The 17,850-nt window shown below is 74.7% G+C and carries 16 protein-coding genes; 6 read left to right on the plus strand and 10 right to left on the minus strand.

Annotated features, from left to right (window positions below; genetic code table 11):
* Positions 1–108 precede the first annotated feature (108 nt).
* The gene (locus IE286_RS00445; protein ID WP_189794510.1) at positions 109–2,187 is read left to right on the plus strand and encodes a SpoIIE family protein phosphatase; all 2,079 of its coding nucleotides are present in this window, start codon (positions 109–111) and stop codon (positions 2,185–2,187) included.
* Positions 2,188–2,246: 59 nt separating this feature from the next.
* Here the strand turns inward: IE286_RS00445 and IE286_RS00450 are convergent, their stop codons facing one another.
* Positions 2,247–3,071, minus strand: a complete 825-nt coding sequence (locus tag IE286_RS00450; protein ID WP_189794511.1) for a putative protein N(5)-glutamine methyltransferase — start codon at positions 3,069–3,071, stop codon at positions 2,247–2,249.
* 458 nt (positions 3,072–3,529) lie between these two features.
* On the opposite strand from IE286_RS00450, the gene IE286_RS00455 reads away from it, so the two are divergent.
* Complete coding sequence (locus IE286_RS00455) at positions 3,530–3,949, plus strand: MarR family winged helix-turn-helix transcriptional regulator (RefSeq protein WP_189794803.1); 420 nt, start codon at positions 3,530–3,532, stop codon at positions 3,947–3,949.
* Here the strand turns inward: IE286_RS00455 and IE286_RS00460 are convergent.
* On the minus strand, positions 3,932–4,711 hold the full coding sequence (locus IE286_RS00460; RefSeq protein ID WP_189794512.1) for a GNAT family N-acetyltransferase: 780 nt from the start codon (positions 4,709–4,711) through the stop codon (positions 3,932–3,934). The genes IE286_RS00455 and IE286_RS00460 overlap by 18 nt on opposite strands.
* Entirely contained in the window at positions 4,708–5,631 is a 924-nt protein-coding gene (locus IE286_RS00465; RefSeq protein WP_189794513.1) for an NADP-dependent oxidoreductase, read from the minus strand. The genes IE286_RS00460 and IE286_RS00465 overlap by 4 nt, the downstream gene beginning before the upstream one ends.
* A gap of 336 nt (positions 5,632–5,967) precedes the next feature.
* On the opposite strand from IE286_RS00465, the gene IE286_RS00470 reads away from it, so the two are divergent.
* Positions 5,968–6,936: an acetylxylan esterase gene (locus IE286_RS00470; RefSeq protein ID WP_189794514.1), complete on the plus strand. Its 969-nt coding sequence runs from the start codon at positions 5,968–5,970 to the stop codon at positions 6,934–6,936.
* A gap of 126 nt (positions 6,937–7,062) precedes the next feature.
* On the opposite strand, the gene IE286_RS00475 is transcribed toward IE286_RS00470, so the two are convergent.
* On the minus strand, positions 7,063–7,797 hold the full coding sequence (locus tag IE286_RS00475) for a class I SAM-dependent methyltransferase (protein ID WP_189794515.1): 735 nt from the start codon (positions 7,795–7,797) through the stop codon (positions 7,063–7,065).
* 275 nt (positions 7,798–8,072) lie between these two features.
* Between IE286_RS00475 and IE286_RS00480 the strand changes: the two genes are divergently transcribed.
* Positions 8,073–9,257, plus strand: a complete 1,185-nt coding sequence (locus IE286_RS00480; RefSeq protein WP_189794516.1) for a D-alanyl-D-alanine carboxypeptidase family protein — start codon at positions 8,073–8,075, stop codon at positions 9,255–9,257.
* Between the two features lie 127 nt (positions 9,258–9,384).
* Here the strand turns inward: IE286_RS00480 and IE286_RS00485 are convergent, their stop codons facing one another.
* The 6 genes from IE286_RS00485 to IE286_RS00510 all read right to left on the minus strand — a co-directional run bounded on the left by IE286_RS00485 (position 9,385) and on the right by IE286_RS00510 (position 15,532).
* A complete protein-coding gene (locus IE286_RS00485) occupies positions 9,385–10,401 on the minus strand; it encodes an asparaginase (protein ID WP_189794517.1) in 1,017 nt (338 codons plus the stop codon).
* A gap of 113 nt (positions 10,402–10,514) precedes the next feature.
* On the minus strand, positions 10,515–11,234 hold the full coding sequence (locus IE286_RS00490) for a FadR/GntR family transcriptional regulator (protein ID WP_189794518.1): 720 nt from the start codon (positions 11,232–11,234) through the stop codon (positions 10,515–10,517).
* Positions 11,235–11,378: 144 nt separating this feature from the next.
* Positions 11,379–11,786: an SseB family protein gene (locus tag IE286_RS00495; protein WP_189794519.1), complete on the minus strand. Its 408-nt coding sequence runs from the start codon at positions 11,784–11,786 to the stop codon at positions 11,379–11,381.
* Positions 11,787–11,962: 176 nt separating this feature from the next.
* Positions 11,963–13,486: a glycerol kinase GlpK gene (gene glpK / locus IE286_RS00500; protein WP_189794520.1), complete on the minus strand. Its 1,524-nt coding sequence runs from the start codon at positions 13,484–13,486 to the stop codon at positions 11,963–11,965.
* A 42-nt stretch (positions 13,487–13,528) separates the two neighbouring features.
* The gene (locus tag IE286_RS00505; protein WP_189794521.1) at positions 13,529–14,320 is read right to left on the minus strand and encodes an IclR family transcriptional regulator; all 792 of its coding nucleotides are present in this window, start codon (positions 14,318–14,320) and stop codon (positions 13,529–13,531) included.
* 204 nt (positions 14,321–14,524) lie between these two features.
* Positions 14,525–15,532 carry a LacI family DNA-binding transcriptional regulator gene (locus IE286_RS00510; RefSeq protein WP_189794522.1) on the minus strand — a complete coding sequence of 336 codons (1,008 nt, stop codon included), beginning with the start codon at positions 15,530–15,532 and terminating at the stop codon, positions 14,525–14,527.
* Positions 15,533–15,720: 188 nt separating this feature from the next.
* Between IE286_RS00510 and IE286_RS00515 the strand changes: the two genes are divergently transcribed.
* Positions 15,721–16,875, plus strand: coding sequence for a Gfo/Idh/MocA family protein (locus IE286_RS00515; RefSeq protein WP_189794523.1), 1,155 nt, complete (start codon positions 15,721–15,723; stop codon positions 16,873–16,875).
* Positions 16,876–17,006: 131 nt separating this feature from the next.
* Complete coding sequence (locus IE286_RS00520; protein ID WP_189794804.1) at positions 17,007–17,777, plus strand: thioesterase family protein; 771 nt, start codon at positions 17,007–17,009, stop codon at positions 17,775–17,777.
* The last annotated feature ends 73 nt before the right edge of the window (positions 17,778–17,850 follow it).

Here is a 17,850-nt window from a genome sequence, read left to right on the forward strand (position 1 = left end):
CCGGGCGGGCCGCGGCCCCTCGGCGCCGTGGGTGCGGGCGCGGTACAACGGGGTGTGTCGGCACCGGGTGGCTCGGGCCGCGCGAACGGACGAAGGGCGGTGCGTGGGATGACTGCAGCCGGGGCTCCCTCGGCCCAGGGCGACGAGCACCCCCTCGGCCCCGTGCAGCCGAGCGGGCTGCTCGACGTGCTGCGTGTGGCGTCGGTGGTGCTCGACGCCGAGGGACGCATCGTGCTGTGGAGCCCGCAGGCGGAGGAGCTCTTCGGTTACTCCGCGCAGGAGGCACTGGGACAGTACGCCGGCCGGCTGATGGTGCACGAGGAGAACCTCGGCCTGGTGATCAAACTGTTCACCGACGTCCTGCAGACCGGCAAGGGGTGGGCGGGTGCCTTTCCCATCCGGCACAAGGACGGCAGCACCCGTCTGGTGGAGTTCCGCAACATGCGGCTGCTGGACGACCGGGGAGACGTCTACGCGCTCGGTCTGGCCGCCGACCAGTCGACGGTACGGCGCCTGGAGCGCGACGTGGCGCTGTCGGCACGCATGGTCTCCCAGTCCCCGATCGGGCTGGCCGTACTGGACACACAGCTGCGGTTCGTCTCGGTCAATCCGGCGCTGAAGCGGATCGACGGCGTCCCGTCCGAGCAGCGCATGGGGCGGACGCTGAGCGACGTGCTGCCGCACCTGGCCCCCGGGGAACTGGAGTCCGCCGCGCGCCGGGTGCTGGAGCGCGGCGAACCCCTCGTCGACGTCTTCGTCGTGGGCCGCACCCAGGCCGCACCGGACGAGGACCGCGCCCTGTCGGTGTCGCTGTACCGCCTGGAGGACGCCAACGGCACCGTGCTGGGGGTGGCGATGTCGGTCGTGGACGTCACCGAGCAGTACCGGGCCGGTCTGGAGGCGGAGGCGGCACGCCGGCGTCTGGCGCTTCTCGTCGACGCCTCCGCCCGGATCGGGACCACCCTGGACCTGGACCGCACGGCCTGGGAGCTGGCCGACGTGGCCGTGCCAGAGCTGGCCGACGTGGCCGCGGTGGATCTGCTGGAGGAGATCGTCGCGGGGCGCGACAGCAGCCCCGGGCGGCAGGACGGCGCGCTGATCCGTGCCCTCGCGCTGCGGGCCGACGGCTCGTCGGAGGCGCTCCAGGCGGCCGATCCGACCGGTGAGATCGCCCACTACACACCCGAGCGCCTGGTCACGCGGTGTGTCCGCACCGGTCGACCGGTACTGGTGGCGAAGGTGGAGGACGAGGACCTGTTCCGTATCGCCCGCTCCCCGGAGGCGGCCCTGCTGCTGAGACGCGCGGGTGTGCACTCGTATCTCGCCGTGCCGCTGATCGCCCGCGGCGAGGTGCTGGGCGCGCTGGACCTCAAACGCACCCGTGATCCCCGCCCGTTCGGCGAGGACGACGTGCTGCTGGCCCGGGAGCTGGCCGCCCGCGCCGCCGTGCAGATCGACAACGCGCGCTGGTATCAGCACGCCCGCGACACCGCCCTGACCCTGCAGCGCAGTCTGCTGCCCCGGCACCCGTCGGTGACCGGCGGGCTCCAGGTGGCCTCCCGCTATCAGCCGGCGGGCGCCACGGTCGAGGTGGGCGGCGACTGGTTCGACGTGATCCCCCTGCAGGACGGCAAGACGGCCCTGGTCGTCGGTGACGTCATGGGCAGCGGCATCGACGCGGCCGCCACCATGGGGCGGCTGCGCACCGCGACCAAGGCGCTGGCCTCGCTCGACCTGGACCCCGCCCGGCTCCTGGAGCACCTGGACCGGATCACCGACGGCCTGGAGCAGTCCATCGCCACCTGTCTGTACGCGGTCCACGACCCCGACCGGCGTCAGTGCCGGATCGCCAACGCCGGGCATCTGCCGCCGGCCCGTGTCCGCCGGGGCCGGACGCCGGAACTGCTTCAGCTGCCGACCGGGGTGCCGCTGGGCGTCGGGGGGGTCGCCTTCACCACCACCACGGTCGGTCTGGAGCCCGGCGACCAGCTCGTGCTGTACACCGACGGGCTCGTCGAGACCCGCCGTGATCCGCTGGACGAGCGTCTGGAGCTGCTGCTGACCCTGCTCGACGATCCGGGGCGTCCCCTGGAGGACCTCTGCGACCGCCTGCTGCGCGCGCTGCGCCAGCCGGACAACCACGACGACGTGGCCCTGCTCGTGGCCCGCGCGCAGGAGCCCGCGTAGGGTGCCCGCCGCCGGGAGGAGGCGGCACATGTGTGTGCGGGCGGACCGGGAAGCCGTCCTCAGTGCCGGACGCCCACGACGACGGTCGCGTCCAGCGTGTCGCAGACCGCGAGGCGTGCGGCGAGACCGCTCGCGGTGAAGGCCGCGACGGCCTCCGGCGCCTGACGGGTGCTGGTCTCGACGAGCAGGCACCCGCCGGGGGCGAGCCAGTCGGGTGCCCCGGCGGCGACCCGGCGCAGCACGTCCAGGCCGTCCGCGCCGCCGTCGAGGGCGACCGGCGGTTCGTGCTCGCGGGCCTCCGGCGGCAGCAGGCCGACGTGAGCGGTGGGCACGTACGGGACGTTGGCGGCGAGGAGGTCCACGCGTCCCCGCAGGGCCGCCGGGAGCGCCGCGAACAGGTCGCCCGCGTGGACGTGCCCGCCCAGGGGGCCGAGGTTGCGCCGGGCGCAGCGCACGGCCGAGGGGTCGACGTCGGCGGCGTGCAGCTCGGCCGGCCGCAGAACGGCGGCCAGCGCGGCGCCCACCGCGCCGGACCCGCAGCACAGATCCACCACGACGGCCGCGTCCGGCGCCTGGAGCAGGGCCTGGTCGACGAGGAACTCGGTGCGGCGCCGGGGCACGAAGACACCCGGTTCCACGGCGATGCGCAGCCCGCGGAACTCGGCCCAGCCGAGCACCTGTTCCAGCGGCAGCCCGGCCGCGCGCCGGCGCACGAGGCCGGCGAGCTGATCCGGGGTGTGCGCGGCGCCGAGGATCAGCTCCGCCTCGTCCTCCGCGAACACGCAGCCGGCGGCGCGCAGCGCGGCCACGGTCGCCGCACGCACCGCGTGCAGCGAGGAGGAGGAGAGGGAAGAGGCGGAGGGATGGTGCTCGGGGCTAGGCATGGTGGGCCACCTTTCGGGGGCGGGGTGCTCCCGCGGCCGTCTGCCGGCGGTGGTCCGCACCGTCGTGAGGGGAGCGTGGGTCCGGGCCGGCCCGGCGGTGACGGGCGCATCCGTTCGGTCTGCCGCGGCCGGTGGTCAACCTATCGCACCCGCCCGTTCCCGCACGCCCGCCGTGCGCGCACCTGCGGTGACGTTCTCCTCGGTCCACGGTGCCGGCGACCCGCGCCGCGACGCTCCGTCCCGGTCCGCGGAGTCGGCGGTACCCGCCGCCCGGGCGGGCGCGCCGGTCCCGGTGAGCGTTCGGCCGGGCCGGACCCGCCGTGCCCGGCTTGTCCGCCGTCCCTCTACAGTCGCACTGCGCAACCGAGTCGGGGAGGTGGTCCGTGCCAGCAGCCGAGGGGCTTCGGGAGCCGGCCGACACCGCCGTCGCGCGCGGCACGGACGCCGCGGAGACGGCCGTGGAGACCATCCACCGGGAGCTGACGGTCTTCGCGCGCCGGGCGCGTGCCTCGGCGGGCCGGATGCACCCGGAGCTGTCCCTGGTGTCGTACACGCTGCTCGGGCACCTGGAGGAGAGCGGCGGCTGCCGGGCCACCGATCTGGCCCGGCACTACGCGCTGGACAAGTCCACGATCAGCCGCCAGGTGACCGCGCTGGAGCGGGCCGGCCTCATCGAGCGGCGCCTGGACCCGGAGGATCACCGGGTCCAGGTGCTGCAGCTGACCGACGCCGGCCGGCGGATCCTGGCTCAGGTCACCGAGAGCCGCCGGGCGGCCTTCCACGAGCGTCTGGCGGACTGGCCCGCCGAGGACCTGGACCGCTTCGCCGGCTATCTCACCCGGTACAACGCCTGGACCCCGTCACCGGGCGCCGCCTGAGACCGGCGCCTTGGCATCCTCGTTCCGCCGGGGCTTCGTCACCGGCACGGCGGCGCCGGCCGTGTGCCGGGGCGGCCGGGCCTCGAGGAAGGCGGTGCGGCGCCGCAGCCGGAAGCCCAGCGACTCGTACAGCCGGATGGCGGTGGTGTTCTGCGCTCCGGTGTGCAGGAACGGGGTCTCCCCTCGTTGCCGGATGCCATGGGCCACGGCCCGGATCAGCCGGCCGGCCAGGCCCTGCCCGCGGTGGGCGGGGTCGGTGCAGACGGCGCTGATCTCGGTCCACCCGGGCGGGTGCAGGCGCTCCCCCGCCATCGCCACCAGGGCGCCGTCCCGGCGGATTCCGAGGTAGGTGCCCATCTCGACGGTGCGCGGCAGAAAGGGGCCGGGCCGGGTGCGGGCGACCAGGTCCAGCATCTCCGGCACATCGGCCGGGCCGAGGCGGACCGCCTCGGGGTCGGGGGCGGCGTCGAGGCCGTCGTCGACGAGCTGCACCCCGTCCACGGCGGAGGTGATCTCCCAGTCCCCGGGGACGCTGCCGTTGAAGCCGAGCAGCGGCACCGAGGCACCGGGGGCCGCGAGCGAGGCGAGGGTGGCCCAGTCGGCGTCGTCCGGATCCTCGGGCAGCGCGAGCCAGGGCGAGACGTCGGGCGGGTAGCGCAGGACGCGCCCGTGCCGTTCGGCGAAGGCCGCGTGCGGTCCGGTCAGGGAGGCCAGGGCGGGGTGGTCGAGGACGTGGTCCGTCACGTTCCGGCCGCCGCTCATCCGCTCACCTCGATCACGATCTTGCCCTGGGCATGGCCGGCCTCCACGGCGCGCAGCGCCTCACCGGCCCGCTGCAGCGGGAAGGTCCGGGTGACGTGCGGGGTCAGGTCGCCCCGCACGACGAGCCGGGCCACCTCGTCCAGCACGGCCCTGGTGCGGGTGCGGACCACCCGCTGCCCGCCGAGCCGCTCGGCGTCCTGCGCGGTGGCACCGGCCGTGATCAGCTTCGACCGGTCGGTGAGCAGCCCGGCCGCCTCGGTGAGCACATCGCCGCCGACGAGGTCGTAGACGCCGTCGACACCGTCCGGGGCGGCGGTGCGGGCCCGCTCGGTCCAGCCCGGGCCGGACGGCACGTGCACCGCGCCGAGCGACCGCACGAAGTCCTTCTTGCCGTCGCTCGCCACGCCGACGACCCGCAGCCCGAAGGCGCGGGCGATCTGCACGGCGGCCGTGCCGACCCCGCCGCCCGCGCCGGTGATCAGCACCGTCGCCCCGGCGGGAAGGTCCAGCCCGCGCAACCCGTCGTAGGCGGTGGCCGCGGCGACCGGCAGGGTGGCGGCGTCGGTGAAGGACACCTCGGCGGGCTTGTGCGCGGTGACATCGGCCCGCAGCAGCGCGTACTGCGCATAGCCGCCGGTGACGGTGTTGCCGAAGACCTCGTCGCCCACCGCGAAGCCGGTCACGGCCTCGCCGGTCTCCTCGACGACTCCGGCCGCCTCGCTGCCGAACACCACCGGGTGCACCCGTGGTGCGTCGCCGGGCCGGCGGAAGCCCTCCCGCAGTTTCCAGTCCACCGGGTTGACCCCGGCCGCCCGCACCGCGATCAGGATCTGCCCGGGGCCGGGCCGCGGCCGGTCCACGTCCACCAGTGCCTCGGTCTCGGGACCGCCGTCCTTGGTGAACACGTACGCCTTCGGCATGGGTACACACTCTCCTTCCGGTCCGCGCCGCACCCGTACACCGTCGTCTGCACCGTCGCCGGTCGGCGGGTCGCCGGTGCGGCACACGCTCAGCTGCAAGGAAGCCCGCCGGAGGGCTATTCCCGGAGCGGGAGGAGTTCACAAGGCCGTAACAAGCCGGGGCGGTGGCGGGGACATGTGCGGGGAGATGCGGCGGCCTCCGGCTGCCTGGCGCGCGCCGGGGACACCGCCGTACGGTGGTCCCCGCGATGTCCCTGCCCGCCCGCGCCCGCACACCTGTGCCCGCGCCCCGTCCCCGTTCCTGTTCCCGAGTCAGCTCGACCGAGGCGGTTCCGTATGGCTGTGTTCGACCTGTCGCTCGACGAACTGCGGGAGTACCGCAGCGCGTCCACCGAGCCCGAGGACTTCGACGCGTTCTGGGCCAAGACGCTCCAGGAGGCCCGCGAGCACGAGCTGGACGCGCGCTTCGTCCCGGTCGACACCCCGCTGACGACGGTCGAGGTGTACGACGTGACGTTCGCCGGGTTCGGCGGTCACCCGGTCAAGGGCTGGCTGACGCTGCCCGCCGGCGCCGACGGGCCGCTGCCGCTGCTCGTGGAGTTCGTCGGCTACGGCGGCGGGCGCGGCCTTCCGCACGAGCACCTGCTGTGGGCGTCGACGGGCCGGGCGCACTTCGTGATGGACACGCGCGGGCAGGGCAGCGTCTGGGGCGGCGGGGGCGACACCCCCGATCCGGTGGGCGGCGCACCGGCCTACCCCGGCTTCATGACCCGGGGCATCGACGCACCGGAGAACTACTACTACCGCCGGGTGTTCACCGACGCGGTGCGCGCCGTGGAGGCGGCCCGCTCCCATCCGCTGACCGACGCGTCGCGGACCGCGGTGCTCGGCAGGAGCCAGGGCGGCGGCATCTCCATCGCGGTCGGCGGCCTGGTGCCGGACCTGGTGGCGGTCGCCCCGGATGTGCCGTTCCTGTGCGACTTCCCCCGGGCGACGACGCTGACCGACCGTCACCCGTACCGGGAGATCGGGCTGTATCTGAAGACCCATCGCGGGCACACCGAGGACGTGCTGCGCACCCTGTCCTACTTCGACGGGGTGCACTTCGCGGCCCGCGGCCGGACTCCGGCGCTGTTCTCGACGGCGCTGGAGGACGAGACGTGCCCGCCGTCCACCGTCTTCGCCGCGTTCAACGCCTGGGCGCACGACGACAAGGCGATCGAGGTGTACGAGTTCAACGACCACGAGGGCGGCGGCCCCTACCAGGAGGACGCCCAGATGCGCTGGTTGCGCTCCCACCTGTGAACCCGCGCGTACGCCTGAGCCGCCCGCGCACACCTGAGCCGTGCGCGGGCGCCGGGCATGCGGACGCCGGGCGTGGGGGTGTGCGGGGCCGGGTGCGGCCTGCTGGGCCCGGCCTGCGGGCCGTGATCAGGCGTCCCCGCCCGGCCTGCGGGCCGTGATCAGACGTGCCCGCGGGCTGCCGTCGGCGCGGCGGCCGAACTCGGGCAGGGCGTGCAGCTCCACCTCGAATCCCGCCTGCCGCAGCTCGCGCAGCAGTGCGCCGAAGCGGATCGCGCGGTAGTACATGACGAACGGCGGCCTCCACACGGCGTTGCGCACCCGCATCACCGCGTCGAAGCCGAGCAGCGCCCAGAAGGCCGCCGAGGCCGGACGCGGCGGCGCGGACACCGGCAGGGCGAGCACGCCGCCGGGCCGCAGCACCGCGTGCACCTGCCCGGCCAGCACGGGCAGTTCGGCAGGCAGGAAGTGCCCGAGCGCGCCGAAACTGACGACGAGGTCGAAGGCCGCGGTGAAGGGCAGGGCCCGGGCGTCGGCACGCACCCAGGACACCGGGCAGCCGCCCCCGGGCGGGTGACGCCGGGCGACGGCGAGCATGCCGGCGCTGAAGTCGACGCCGGTCGCCGTCCGCCGGCACACCCGCGCCAGCACGCCGAGCCCGGCGCCGGTGCCGCAGCACAGATCGAGCCCGTCGTCGAACGGACCGATCCGCTCAAGTGCGGCGCCGACGGCGTCCAGCACGGACGGCGGGGTCCGGAACGGCGTGTGGTCGAACTTCGGTGCGAGCAGGTCGTAGCCGCGCTCGACGGAGGACAGTGCCTGCACGGCGAGTTCGCGCAGTGTGGGGCCTTCGGGGCTGAACATCGGTGTCAGCTTACGGCGGCCGGCGGGAAGGGGACGCCCCGGTGCCTTCGCGCACGGCCGGCCGGGAGTGCCCGCGGCCCGCGGTGCGCTCCGGAGCGGGCGGGGCCGGCCGCGGACGTGCCGGGGGAAGCGGCCGGCCCGGGCGCGGCGTGCGGTCCGCCGGCGGCCGACGCACGCCCCGACGGGGGTACGCGCTGGGGCATCCGAGTGCCCGCGGCACCCGTTCGGCCCCCGGCGAGGTCACGTCCGGTCCGATCCCTTCCTACGTTTTCGATATGAAGATCGGATATTCCTTTCGGACTGCCGCGGCGGCCTGTGCCCTGTGCACCAGCGTCCTGCTGCCGGTCTCGCCGGCGGCCGCGTCGGGCGGCACCGGAACGGACCCCGGTGCGGGGCACAGATCCGCCGGCGCCCCGCTGCCGCAGCCGGCCCTGCTGCAGCGCGAGGGCACCCAGGTCCGGCTGCGTCCCGGCGCCCCGCAGGTGCCGGAAGTGTCCGCGCTGAGCTGGCTGGTGGCCGACGCCGACACCGGGGAGGTGCTGGCCGCGCACGACGCGCACCGGAAACTGGCGCCCGCCAGCACCCTGAAGACACTGTTCGCGCTCACCGTGCTGCCCGCGGTTCCGGCGAGCGTCCGGCACACCGTCAGCCGGCGCGAGCTGGCCGGGATCGGCGAGGGCAGCAGCCTCGTCGGCGTCGTCCCAGGCCAGACCTACCGGGTGTCGGACCTGTGGCGCGGAGTGTTCCTCAATTCGGGCAACGACGCCGTGCACGTGCTCGCGGAGCTGAACGGCGGCTGGGAGCACACCGCCCGGCAGATGCAGGCCAAGGCCCGGTCGCTGGGCGCGCTGGACACCCATGTCGTCTCGCCCGACGGCTACGACGCCGACGGGCAGGTGTCCTCGGCGTACGACCTGGCCGTGTTCGGGCGGGCCGGGCTGCGCAACCCCGACTTCGCGCGGTACTGCTCCACGGCGCACGCCTCCTTCCCCGGCACGAACGGCACCATGTACCAGATCGCCAACACCAACCGGTTGCTGACCGGTGCCAACGGGGTGAAGCCGTACCCGGGTCTGATCGGGATCAAGAACGGCTACACCTCCCACGCGGGCAACACGCTGATCGCCGCGGCCCGGCGGGACGGCCGCACCCTCGTGGTCACGGTGATGAATCCGCAGCAGGGCGGCGGCCTGCAGGTGTACGAGGAGGCACGGGCCCTGCTCGACTGGGGCTTCGAGGCGGCCGACCGGGTGGACCCGGTCGGCTCGCTGGACGCGCTGCGCCCGGTGACCCACACCGCTCGCCCGGCCGCCCGCACCGACGCGCGCTCCGAACAGGCGTCGGACCGGCCGGCGACGGCCGCGCTCGCGGGCGCGGCCGGACTGGGCGCGGCGGGCCTGAGCATCGGCCTGGCCCTGGCGAGCCTGCGCCGCCGCAGCAACCGCATCACCCGCGGCTGACGAGCACGGCGCCGGCGGTGGCCCGGCCGGCGCCGGAGGAGGGTGTGACCGCTCGGGCCGGCACCGTGTCCGCGCGGGCCCGGCGCCGGACGTGCCCGGCCGGGCGGCCGGCCCGCCGCGCGGATGCTCAGGCGCAGGCGGGTACGGGGATCTCCCCCAGCTCCGCGACCGGCCGGACGCGCCCGACCGGCTCGCCGCCGCCGAGCACGGTCTCGCCCGCGAAGCCGGTGAGCAGCGCCGGGTCGACGCCGGCGCGGACGAGCGCGGCCGCGGCGACCGGGATCCGGGCCCGGTTCGCACCGTCGGCGATCTTCACGGCGACCGCGCGGCCGTCGGGCAGCGCGGCGACCTGCACGCCCTCGAACCCGTCCTTGGCGAGCAGCCCGGGTACCGCCCGCATCAGCGCGGCCACGTCCCGGTCGGCGCCGGAGACCATCTCCGGATGGGCGCGCATGGCGTCCGCGACCCGCGCCTCGGGGGTGCCGGGCGCGGCGGTGGCGATGCGGGCGACGGCGCGCGCCAGGCCGTGCAGCGAGACGGCGAACAGGGGCGCGCCGCAGCCGTCGATGGTGACCCGGGCGATGCGCTGCCCGGTGAGGTCCTGCACGGTGTCCGCGATCGCCTGCTGGAGCGGGTGGGCCGGGTCGAGGTAGTCGTCCAGGGACCAGTCGTTGAGCACGCAGGTGTACAGCATGGCCGCGTGCTTGCCGGAGCAGTTCTGGGCGAGCCGGGAGGGGCCGCGTCCCTCCCGCACCCACGTGTCGCGCACCGCCGGGTCGAACGGCAGGTCGGGGACGTTGCGCAGCCGGTCCTCGGACAGGCCGGCCAGGCGCAGGATCCGCCGGGTGCCGTCCAGGTGGCGCTCCTCGCCGGAGTGGCTCGCGGCAGCCAGGGAGAGCAGATCGCCCTCCAGCGGCAGCCCGGCCCGCACCATGGCGACCGCCTGGAGGGGTTTGAGCGCCGACCGCGGGTAGAAGGCGGCCTCGGGGTCGCCGAGCCGGAAGGCGGCGTCGCCGGTGGCGTCGAGGACGACGACCGAACCGTAGTGGACGCCCTCGGTCACGCCGCCGCGGACGAGGTGGGCGACGGGGGCGTGGCGGGGTTCGCGGACGCAGGGTGCCTCGGAGAGGGAGATGGTGTGCATCAGTACCTGGGTGACTCGTGACGTGTGCTCGCCGGTACGCGCGGGTTCGCGCGCCGGCCCGGCCGCGGGCGCGGGTCACCCGCCCCCGCGGTGTGCCGGGAGTGCCCGGGGTGTCAGGTCCCGGCTGCGGAGGGGGTGCGCGTGGCGCGCACGATGTCGGTGAGGGTCGTCTCGACCCGGTCGAGGTGGTGGGACATCGCCGCGACGGCGTCCTGTTCCCGGCCGGCGGCGAGGGCCTCGACGACAGCGCGGTGTTCGCGGTCGGACTGCTCGCGCCGGCCGCCCAGCTCGTTGAGGAAGGCGGACTGGCGGGCCAATGCGTCCCGGATCTCCTCGATGACCCGGCAGAACACCGGGTTGCGCGCGGCCCGGGCGACGGAGAGGTGGAACAGGGTGTCCAGCGCGACCCACGCGGTGGTGTCGGTCTCCCGTTCCATGCGCTCCAGCAGATCCCGCAACCTGTCCAGATCCTCGGCGGTGCGGCGCTGCGCCGCGTAGCCGGCCACCGGGATCTCGATGTGCCGGCGCACCTCCAGCAGGTCCCGGGCCGTGTAGTCGCCGAAGGTGGGGTCCTGCACGGTGCGCGCGACCACGAAGGTGCCCTTGCCGGTCCTGGAGACGGTCAGACCCATGGCCTGCAGGGCGCGCAGCGCCTCCCGCAGCACCGGACGGGAGACCTCCAGGGTGCGGCACAGCTCCGCCTCGGAGGGGAGCTTGTCCCCCACGGCGTACTTCCCGCGTTCGATGGCGCCGCGCAGGTGGGTCAGGACCGCTTCCGTCGCGCTGACGCGGCGCGGTACCGGACCTGCTGTCTGGCTGTCTGACAGGTTCACGGGCCGATGATGCGGCCGGCGGCCGGTGCCTGTCAAACCGGGCGGCTCGCCGGACGGCGACCGGACCGGCGGACGGCGCCCCGCGGCCCGGCGCCGGTCGGGGCGCAGGACGCCGCGTCTCGTCGGCGGGCGTCCCCGCGCCGCTCAGCTCTGCGGCCGTGCCAGCAGGTTGCGCACGCCCTCGGAGGTCAGGGTCAGGCCGTGCGGTGAGCTGCCGTCGATGGTGAGCGACAGGTCGTCGGCCGGCCACTGCGAGGCGAGGGCGCCGAGCGGCACCAGGCGGTAGCGGGAGATGAAGGGCAGCAGCTGGGACATCTCCAGTTCGGAGGTGAACACGGGCACCACCGGTACGCCGCCGGGCTGTTCCAGGACCGGCAGCGCCACCGCCGACGGGTTGGTGGCGTCCTCGTCGCTGACGTCGTCGGGCACCGGGATCAGGACGTCGCTGCCGGCGAGCGTGTCCAGCGCCGCCGGGTCCTCGGCGTTCACGGCGAGCACGTCCAGCGCGCGCTGGGCGGGCGTGGCGTTCTCGTGGTTGGCGGGTGTCTCCATGGCAGATTCCCTGGTCGCGGGGTTCGTGCGGCCTGTCCGGGAGTGTGCCCGGGCAGCCCTGCTCGCGTACCCAGCAGCGGGCGGTGCAACCGTCCGCGGGCGGAGGACGCCCCGGGGGCACGTGCGAGGTCCTGCCCAGCGGCGCGGCGCCGTCAGGGTGTGCCGCGGCGCGACGCTCAGGGTGCGCCCGGCCTGCGGGACGGACGGACCCAGCCGAAGGACCGTTCGACGGCCTGCCGCCAGCTCTCGTACTCCTCCTCGCGCCGCTCGGGATCCATCGCGGGCAGCCACTGGGCGGCCCGGTGCCAGTTGGCACGCAGCGCCTCCAGGTCCGGCCAGTACTCGACGGCGAGCCCGGCGGCGTAGGCGGCGCCCAGGGAGACCGTCTCGGCCACCAGGGGCCGCACCACGGGCAGGTCGAGCACGTCGGCGAGCATCTGCATCAGCAGGTTGTCGCTGGTCATGCCGCCGTCCACCTTCAGCCGGCGCAGGGACAGTCCGCAGTCGGCGTTCATGGCGTCGACGACCTCCCGGGTCTGCCAGGCGGTCGCCTCCAGCACGGCGCGGGCCAGGTGGCCCTTGGTGATGTAGGAGGTCAGGCCGACGACGACCCCGCGGGCGTCGCTGCGCCAGTGGGGGGCGAACAGGCCGGAGAAGGCCGGCACGATGTAGCAGCCGCCGTTGTCCTCCACCGTCCGTGCCAGGGTCTCGATCTCGGGCGCGGTGCCGATCAGCCCGAGCTGGTCGCGGAACCACTGCACCAGCGAGCCGGTGACGGCCATCGGCCCCTCCAGGGCGTACACCGTGGGCTCGGTCGCGATCTTGTAGGCGATGGTGGTGATCAGGCCGTTGCGGGAGCGCACCAGCTCGGTGCCGGTGTTCCTCAGCAGGAAGCTGCCGGTGCCGTAGGTGCACTTGGCCTCCCCGGGCGAGAAACACGTCTGCCCGAACAGCGCCGCGTGCTGGTCGCCGAGAGCGGCGGTGATGCGCACACCCGGGAGCAGCGCACGGGCCTCGCCGTAGCTCTCGGCCGAGGAGTGGATCTCCGGCAGCAGCACGCGCGGCACGCCGAAGAAGTCCAGCAGCTCGGGGTCCCAGGTCAGGGTGCGCAGGTTGACGAGCATGGTGCGGCTGGCGTTGGTGGGGTCGGTGATGTGCAGTCCGCCGTGGATGCCGCCGGTGAGGTTGTAGATCAGCCAGCTCTCCATCGTGCCGAACAGCACCTCGCCGTCCCGGGCACGTGTCTCGAGTCCCTGCACGTGGTCGAACAGCCAGCGGATCCGGGGGGCGGAGAAGTACGTGGAGGGCGGCAGGCCGCAGCGGTCCAGGAAGTACTCGTCGCCGGGACGGTCCCTGAGCGCGTCGACGAGGGGCGCGGTGCGGGTGTCCTGCCAGACGATCGCGCGGCCCAGCGGCAGGCCGGTGCGCCGGTCCCAGAGCACGGTGGTCTCCCGCTGGTTGGCGATGCCGATGGCGGCGATGGATCCGGCGTCCGCACCCACGTGCGCCATCGCCTCCGGCACGATGCGGCGGACGTTGCGCCAGATCTCCACCGGGTCGTGCTCGACCCAGCCTGGCCGGGGGAAGTACTGGCGGTGCTCCCGCTGGGCGACCGAGCACAGCCGTCCGCGCTGGTCGAACAGGATGCATCGGGTGGACGTGGTGCCCTGGTCGATGGACATCACATACCGGTCAGCCATGCTTCGGGTCCGCCTTCCGGTGCGTCACGCGAGTCGGGTGGGTCAGGTGGAGCGCTGGCGGGGCGCTGTCGGCGGGCCGCCGCCCAGTTCCCGGGATATGGCCCGTGCCGCCTCCCGCAGCAGGCCGATCAGGACGGGCTGCGGCCGCCCGTCGGGGTCACAGATGCGTTCGGGTGCCCCGGACAGGGCGATGGCGCCGATCACGAGGCCGCCCTGTCCGCGGATCGGGACGGCGATCCCGGCCTCCCCCAGGTTCATCTCCTGCACCTCCATCGCCCAGCCCTGCTCGCGGATCTCGGCGAGCGCCCGGTCCAGGTCCCTCCGAGTGACCAGGGTGTGGCGGGTGTACGCCTCCAGCCGCGCGTCCGGCGGGGTGCCGAGGGACGCGGTGCCGAAGGCAAGCAGCACCTTGCCCATCGAGGAGGCGTGCAGCGGCAGCAGGGCACCGACGTCCAGCGTCTGCAGCGAGTCGTCGGGCCGGAAGACGTGGTGGACGACGAGCACCCTGTCCTCCAGCGGGGTGCCCAGCCGGACGGCCTCCCCGCTGCGCGCGGCCAGCGCGTCCGCCCAGTTCAGGGAACGCGAGCGCAGTTCGTTGACGTCGAGGTAGCTGCTGCCCAGGTGCAGCAGGGCCGCTCCGAGCTGGTACTTCCCGGTCACCTCGTCCTGTTCGACGAAGTCCACGCGCTGCAGGGTGCGCAGGATGCCGTGTGCGGTGCCCTTGGCCAGCCCGAGGGAGGAGGCGACCTCGCCGAGCCCGAGCCTGCGGGGTCCCCCGGCGAGCAGCCGCAGGATCGCCGCCGCGCGCTCGATGGACTGCACGGGTCCGCCCATGGGCCGATGGTATCCGTTTTACTCCGATAAGGACCGTTGTTCGGTGCAGCCGAACGCTGCTCGCTCTTCACGTGCGCCGTCATCGTCCCGGCCGTGCACCGCAGCCCTCAGCGCCCAGCCCGAAGCCGCTGACCGCGGCTGTCCGCGCCCGTAGCCGTACACCGCAGCCCTCAGCGCCCGAAGGTGCCGTCGCGGGCGGAGAGGTCAGCGGCTCGCGACGGGCGGGGCGGTGGTTCCGCGCTCCCGGAGGACGGGCCGGGTCAGCTCGACGGTGCCCGGGCGGTCCGGGTCCTGGATGCGGTCGAGGAGACGGCGGGCGGCGCGCAGGCCCACCTCGTGACCGGAGGGGTCCACCGTGGTCAGCCACAGGTGACGCAGCCGGGCGAGGCAGGTGTTGTCGTACCCGACGAGGGACAGCTCGCGCGGCACGTCAAGTCCGCTCGCCGCGGCGGCCGACAGCGCGCCCACACAGGTGATGTCGTTGGCCGCGAAGACGGCGGTGGGCCGCGGTTCTCGGCCGAGCAGCCGGACGGCGGCCCGGTGGCCGCCCTCCTCGGTGAGGTCGCCGGCTTCCACCAGCGCCGCATCCGCCAGGCCGTGCGCCCGCATCGCCGCCTCGAAACCCCGGCGGCGCAGGGCGCCGACCGCACCCCGGCCCGTGATGTGCGCGATGCGCCGGTGACCGAGACGGATCAAATGCTCGGTGGCGAGCCGGGCGCCGAGCTCGTCGTCGCCGGTGACCACGTCCACACCCGGCAGCTCCGGTTCGCGGGCGCCGGCCACCACGACGGGCACCCGGCCGGCCGCCGCGCGCAGCGCCTGCGGATCCCGCAGCGTGCCCACCGCCACCACCCCGTCGACGCGCAGTTCCGTGAAGGTGCGGGTCAGGTCCTCCCCCAGACGCTCGTCGAGCCGGCCGTCGCCCAGCAGCACATGCAGCCCGGCGTCGCGCAGGCGCGCGGTGAGCCCGTCGAGCAGCTCCACGAACCAGGGGTTGCGCAGGTCGTCCAGAAGCACACCGACGGTGCGGGTGCGGCGCTCGCTGAGACTGCGGGCCGCGGCGTTGGGCCGGTAACCCAGTTCCTTCACGGCGGCGAGCACGGCCTGCCGTTTCTCGGGGCGGACGCTGCCGGAGCCGCGCAGCACCAGCGAGACCAGCGACTTGGACACGCCGGCCCGCGCGGCCACGTCGCGGATGGTCGGGGCTCGCATGCCTGGGACCGTTCCACACCCGTGCCCCGGTGTAAAGCCCCCGCACCGGCCCGCTCGTTCCAGGTGTCCTGAGGGTTGACACGTGCTCCGGCGACCGCCCATCGTGAGGTGCGGCCGCCGTTGGAGCGGTCCAAGACGACGGGCCGGCGGGAAGGCCGGGCAGGCCGGTGAAAGGGTTGAGGGCTGTCATGGTGGAGACGCTCGGTGTCGCCGTCGTCGGATTCGGCTGGATGGGGCGGGTGCACACCCAGGCGTACGCCCGTCTGCCGCACCACTTCCCGCAGCCGGCGGTGCGGCCGCGTCCGGTCGTGGTGGCCGACGAGGTGCCCGGCAGAGCGGCCGAGGCCGCCGAACGCTACGGGTTCGCCCGGGCCACCACCGACTGGCACGAGATCCTCACCGACCCCGACGTGCAGGCCGTCAGCGTCACGGCGCCGAACGTCCTGCACCGTGAGATCGGCGTCGCCCTGGCCGAGGCCGGCAAGCATCTGTGGATCGAGAAACCGGTCGGCCTGGACGCCGCCGACGCCCGCGCGGTCGCGGAGGCGGCCGAGAAGGCGGGGGTGCGGGGCACGGTCGGGTTCAACTATCGCCACGCGCCCGCGGTCGTCGCCGCCCACGACATGATCGCCGCCGGTGAGATCGGGACCCCCACGCATGTGCGCATCCGGCTGTTCAGCGACTACGCCGCCCATCCCGAGGGGGCGCTGACCTGGCGGTACGAGCGGGCACGCGGCGGCAGCGGGGTGCTCGGCGACCTGGCCTCGCACGGGGTGGACCTGGCCCGGTACCTGCTCGGCGAGATCGCGTCGCTGTGCGCCGACACAGCCGTGTTCGTGCCCGAGCGGGCCCGCCCCGCGGGCGCCACCGCCGGACACACCCGCGCCACGGGCGGCACACCCGGCCCGGTGGAGAACGACGACTACGTCAGCTGCCTGCTGCGCTTCGCCTCCGGCGCGCGCGGGGTGCTGGAGGCCTGCCGGGTGTCGGTCGGCGAGCAGAACGCCTACGGGTTCGAGATCCACGGCACACGTGGCGCACTCTTCTGGGACTTCCGGCGCATGGGCGAACTGGGCGTCAGCCGTGGCACCGCGTACCAGGACCAGCCGGTCAGCACCGTCTACGTCGGCCCCGGACACGGCGCGTACGACGCGTTCCAGCCGGGCGCGGCCAACGCCATGGGCTACGACGATCTCAAGGTGATCGAGGCTCATCACTTCGTGCGCTCGATCGTGGACGGCACCCCGCACGGCGCGACCCTGAAGGACGCCGTGGCGGCGGCGTCCGCGCTGGACGCCATGGCGCTCTCCGCCGAACGCCGCGCCTGGGTGAGCACGGACTGACCCTCCCCTCACCCGTCCCCCGGCCCGGGCTTCGGCGGCCCCGCAGGCCGGAGCCCCCGTCCCGGCCGCACGACCGTCGCAAGGAGACACCCGCGTTGATCACCGGCACCGTGGTCCCCGACAGCTACTACATGCGCACCGACGAGCATCGCTTCAAGCCGACCGTCCACGCCGGCGGCGCCTGGAACACCGACGAGCAGCACTTCAGCCCGCTCGGCGGCCTCGTCGTCCACGCCGTCGACCAGTACCTCGCCGCACGGCCGGACCAAGCCCTGGTGCTGTCCCGGATCAGCTACGACATCCTGGGCCGCCTGGCCCTGGACGAGTGCGAGATCCAGGTGGAGACCGTCCGTCCGGGCCGGACCATCGAACTGCTGGAGGCGACGGTCCGCATCGGCGGCCGGGCCGTGGTCCGGGCGCGCGTCTGGCTGTTGTCGGCGCAGGACACGACGGCCGTCGCCGGCGGCGCGGGCGAACGGCTGCCCCCGCCCGAGCGGATCCGGCCCTGGCCGATGGCCGAGCTGTGGCCCGGCGGCTACATCGCCTCCCTCGACGTCCGCCCCGTCGCCCCGCCGCGACCGGGCCGCACCACCGCCTGGGTCTCCACACCGCTGACCCTGGTCGCGGACGAGCCCAGCAGCCCGCTCGCCTCCTACCTGGCCCTGGTCGACACGGCCAACGGCATAGCGGTACGCCGGTCGCCGACGGAGTGGATGTTCCCCAACGTGGACCTGACCGTGCACCTGCACCGGCAGCCGGAGGCCGGCTGGACCGGCCTGGACACCACGGTGGTGTTCGGCCCCACCGGCCAGGGCCTGACCAGTACGGTCCTGCACGACGTGCACGGCCCGGTGGGCCACGCCCAGCAGATCCTCACCGTGCGCCCGATGCCCCGGAGCTGACCCCGCCGCCCCCTGCCCCGCCGTCCGTGCGGCCGCGCGTGTACCGGCCGCCGGGGCGGCCCGCCACCCGCCC

Source organism: Streptomyces thermodiastaticus (assembly GCF_014656135.1).
Taxonomy (GTDB): Bacteria; Actinomycetota; Actinomycetes; order Streptomycetales; family Streptomycetaceae; genus Streptomyces; species Streptomyces thermodiastaticus.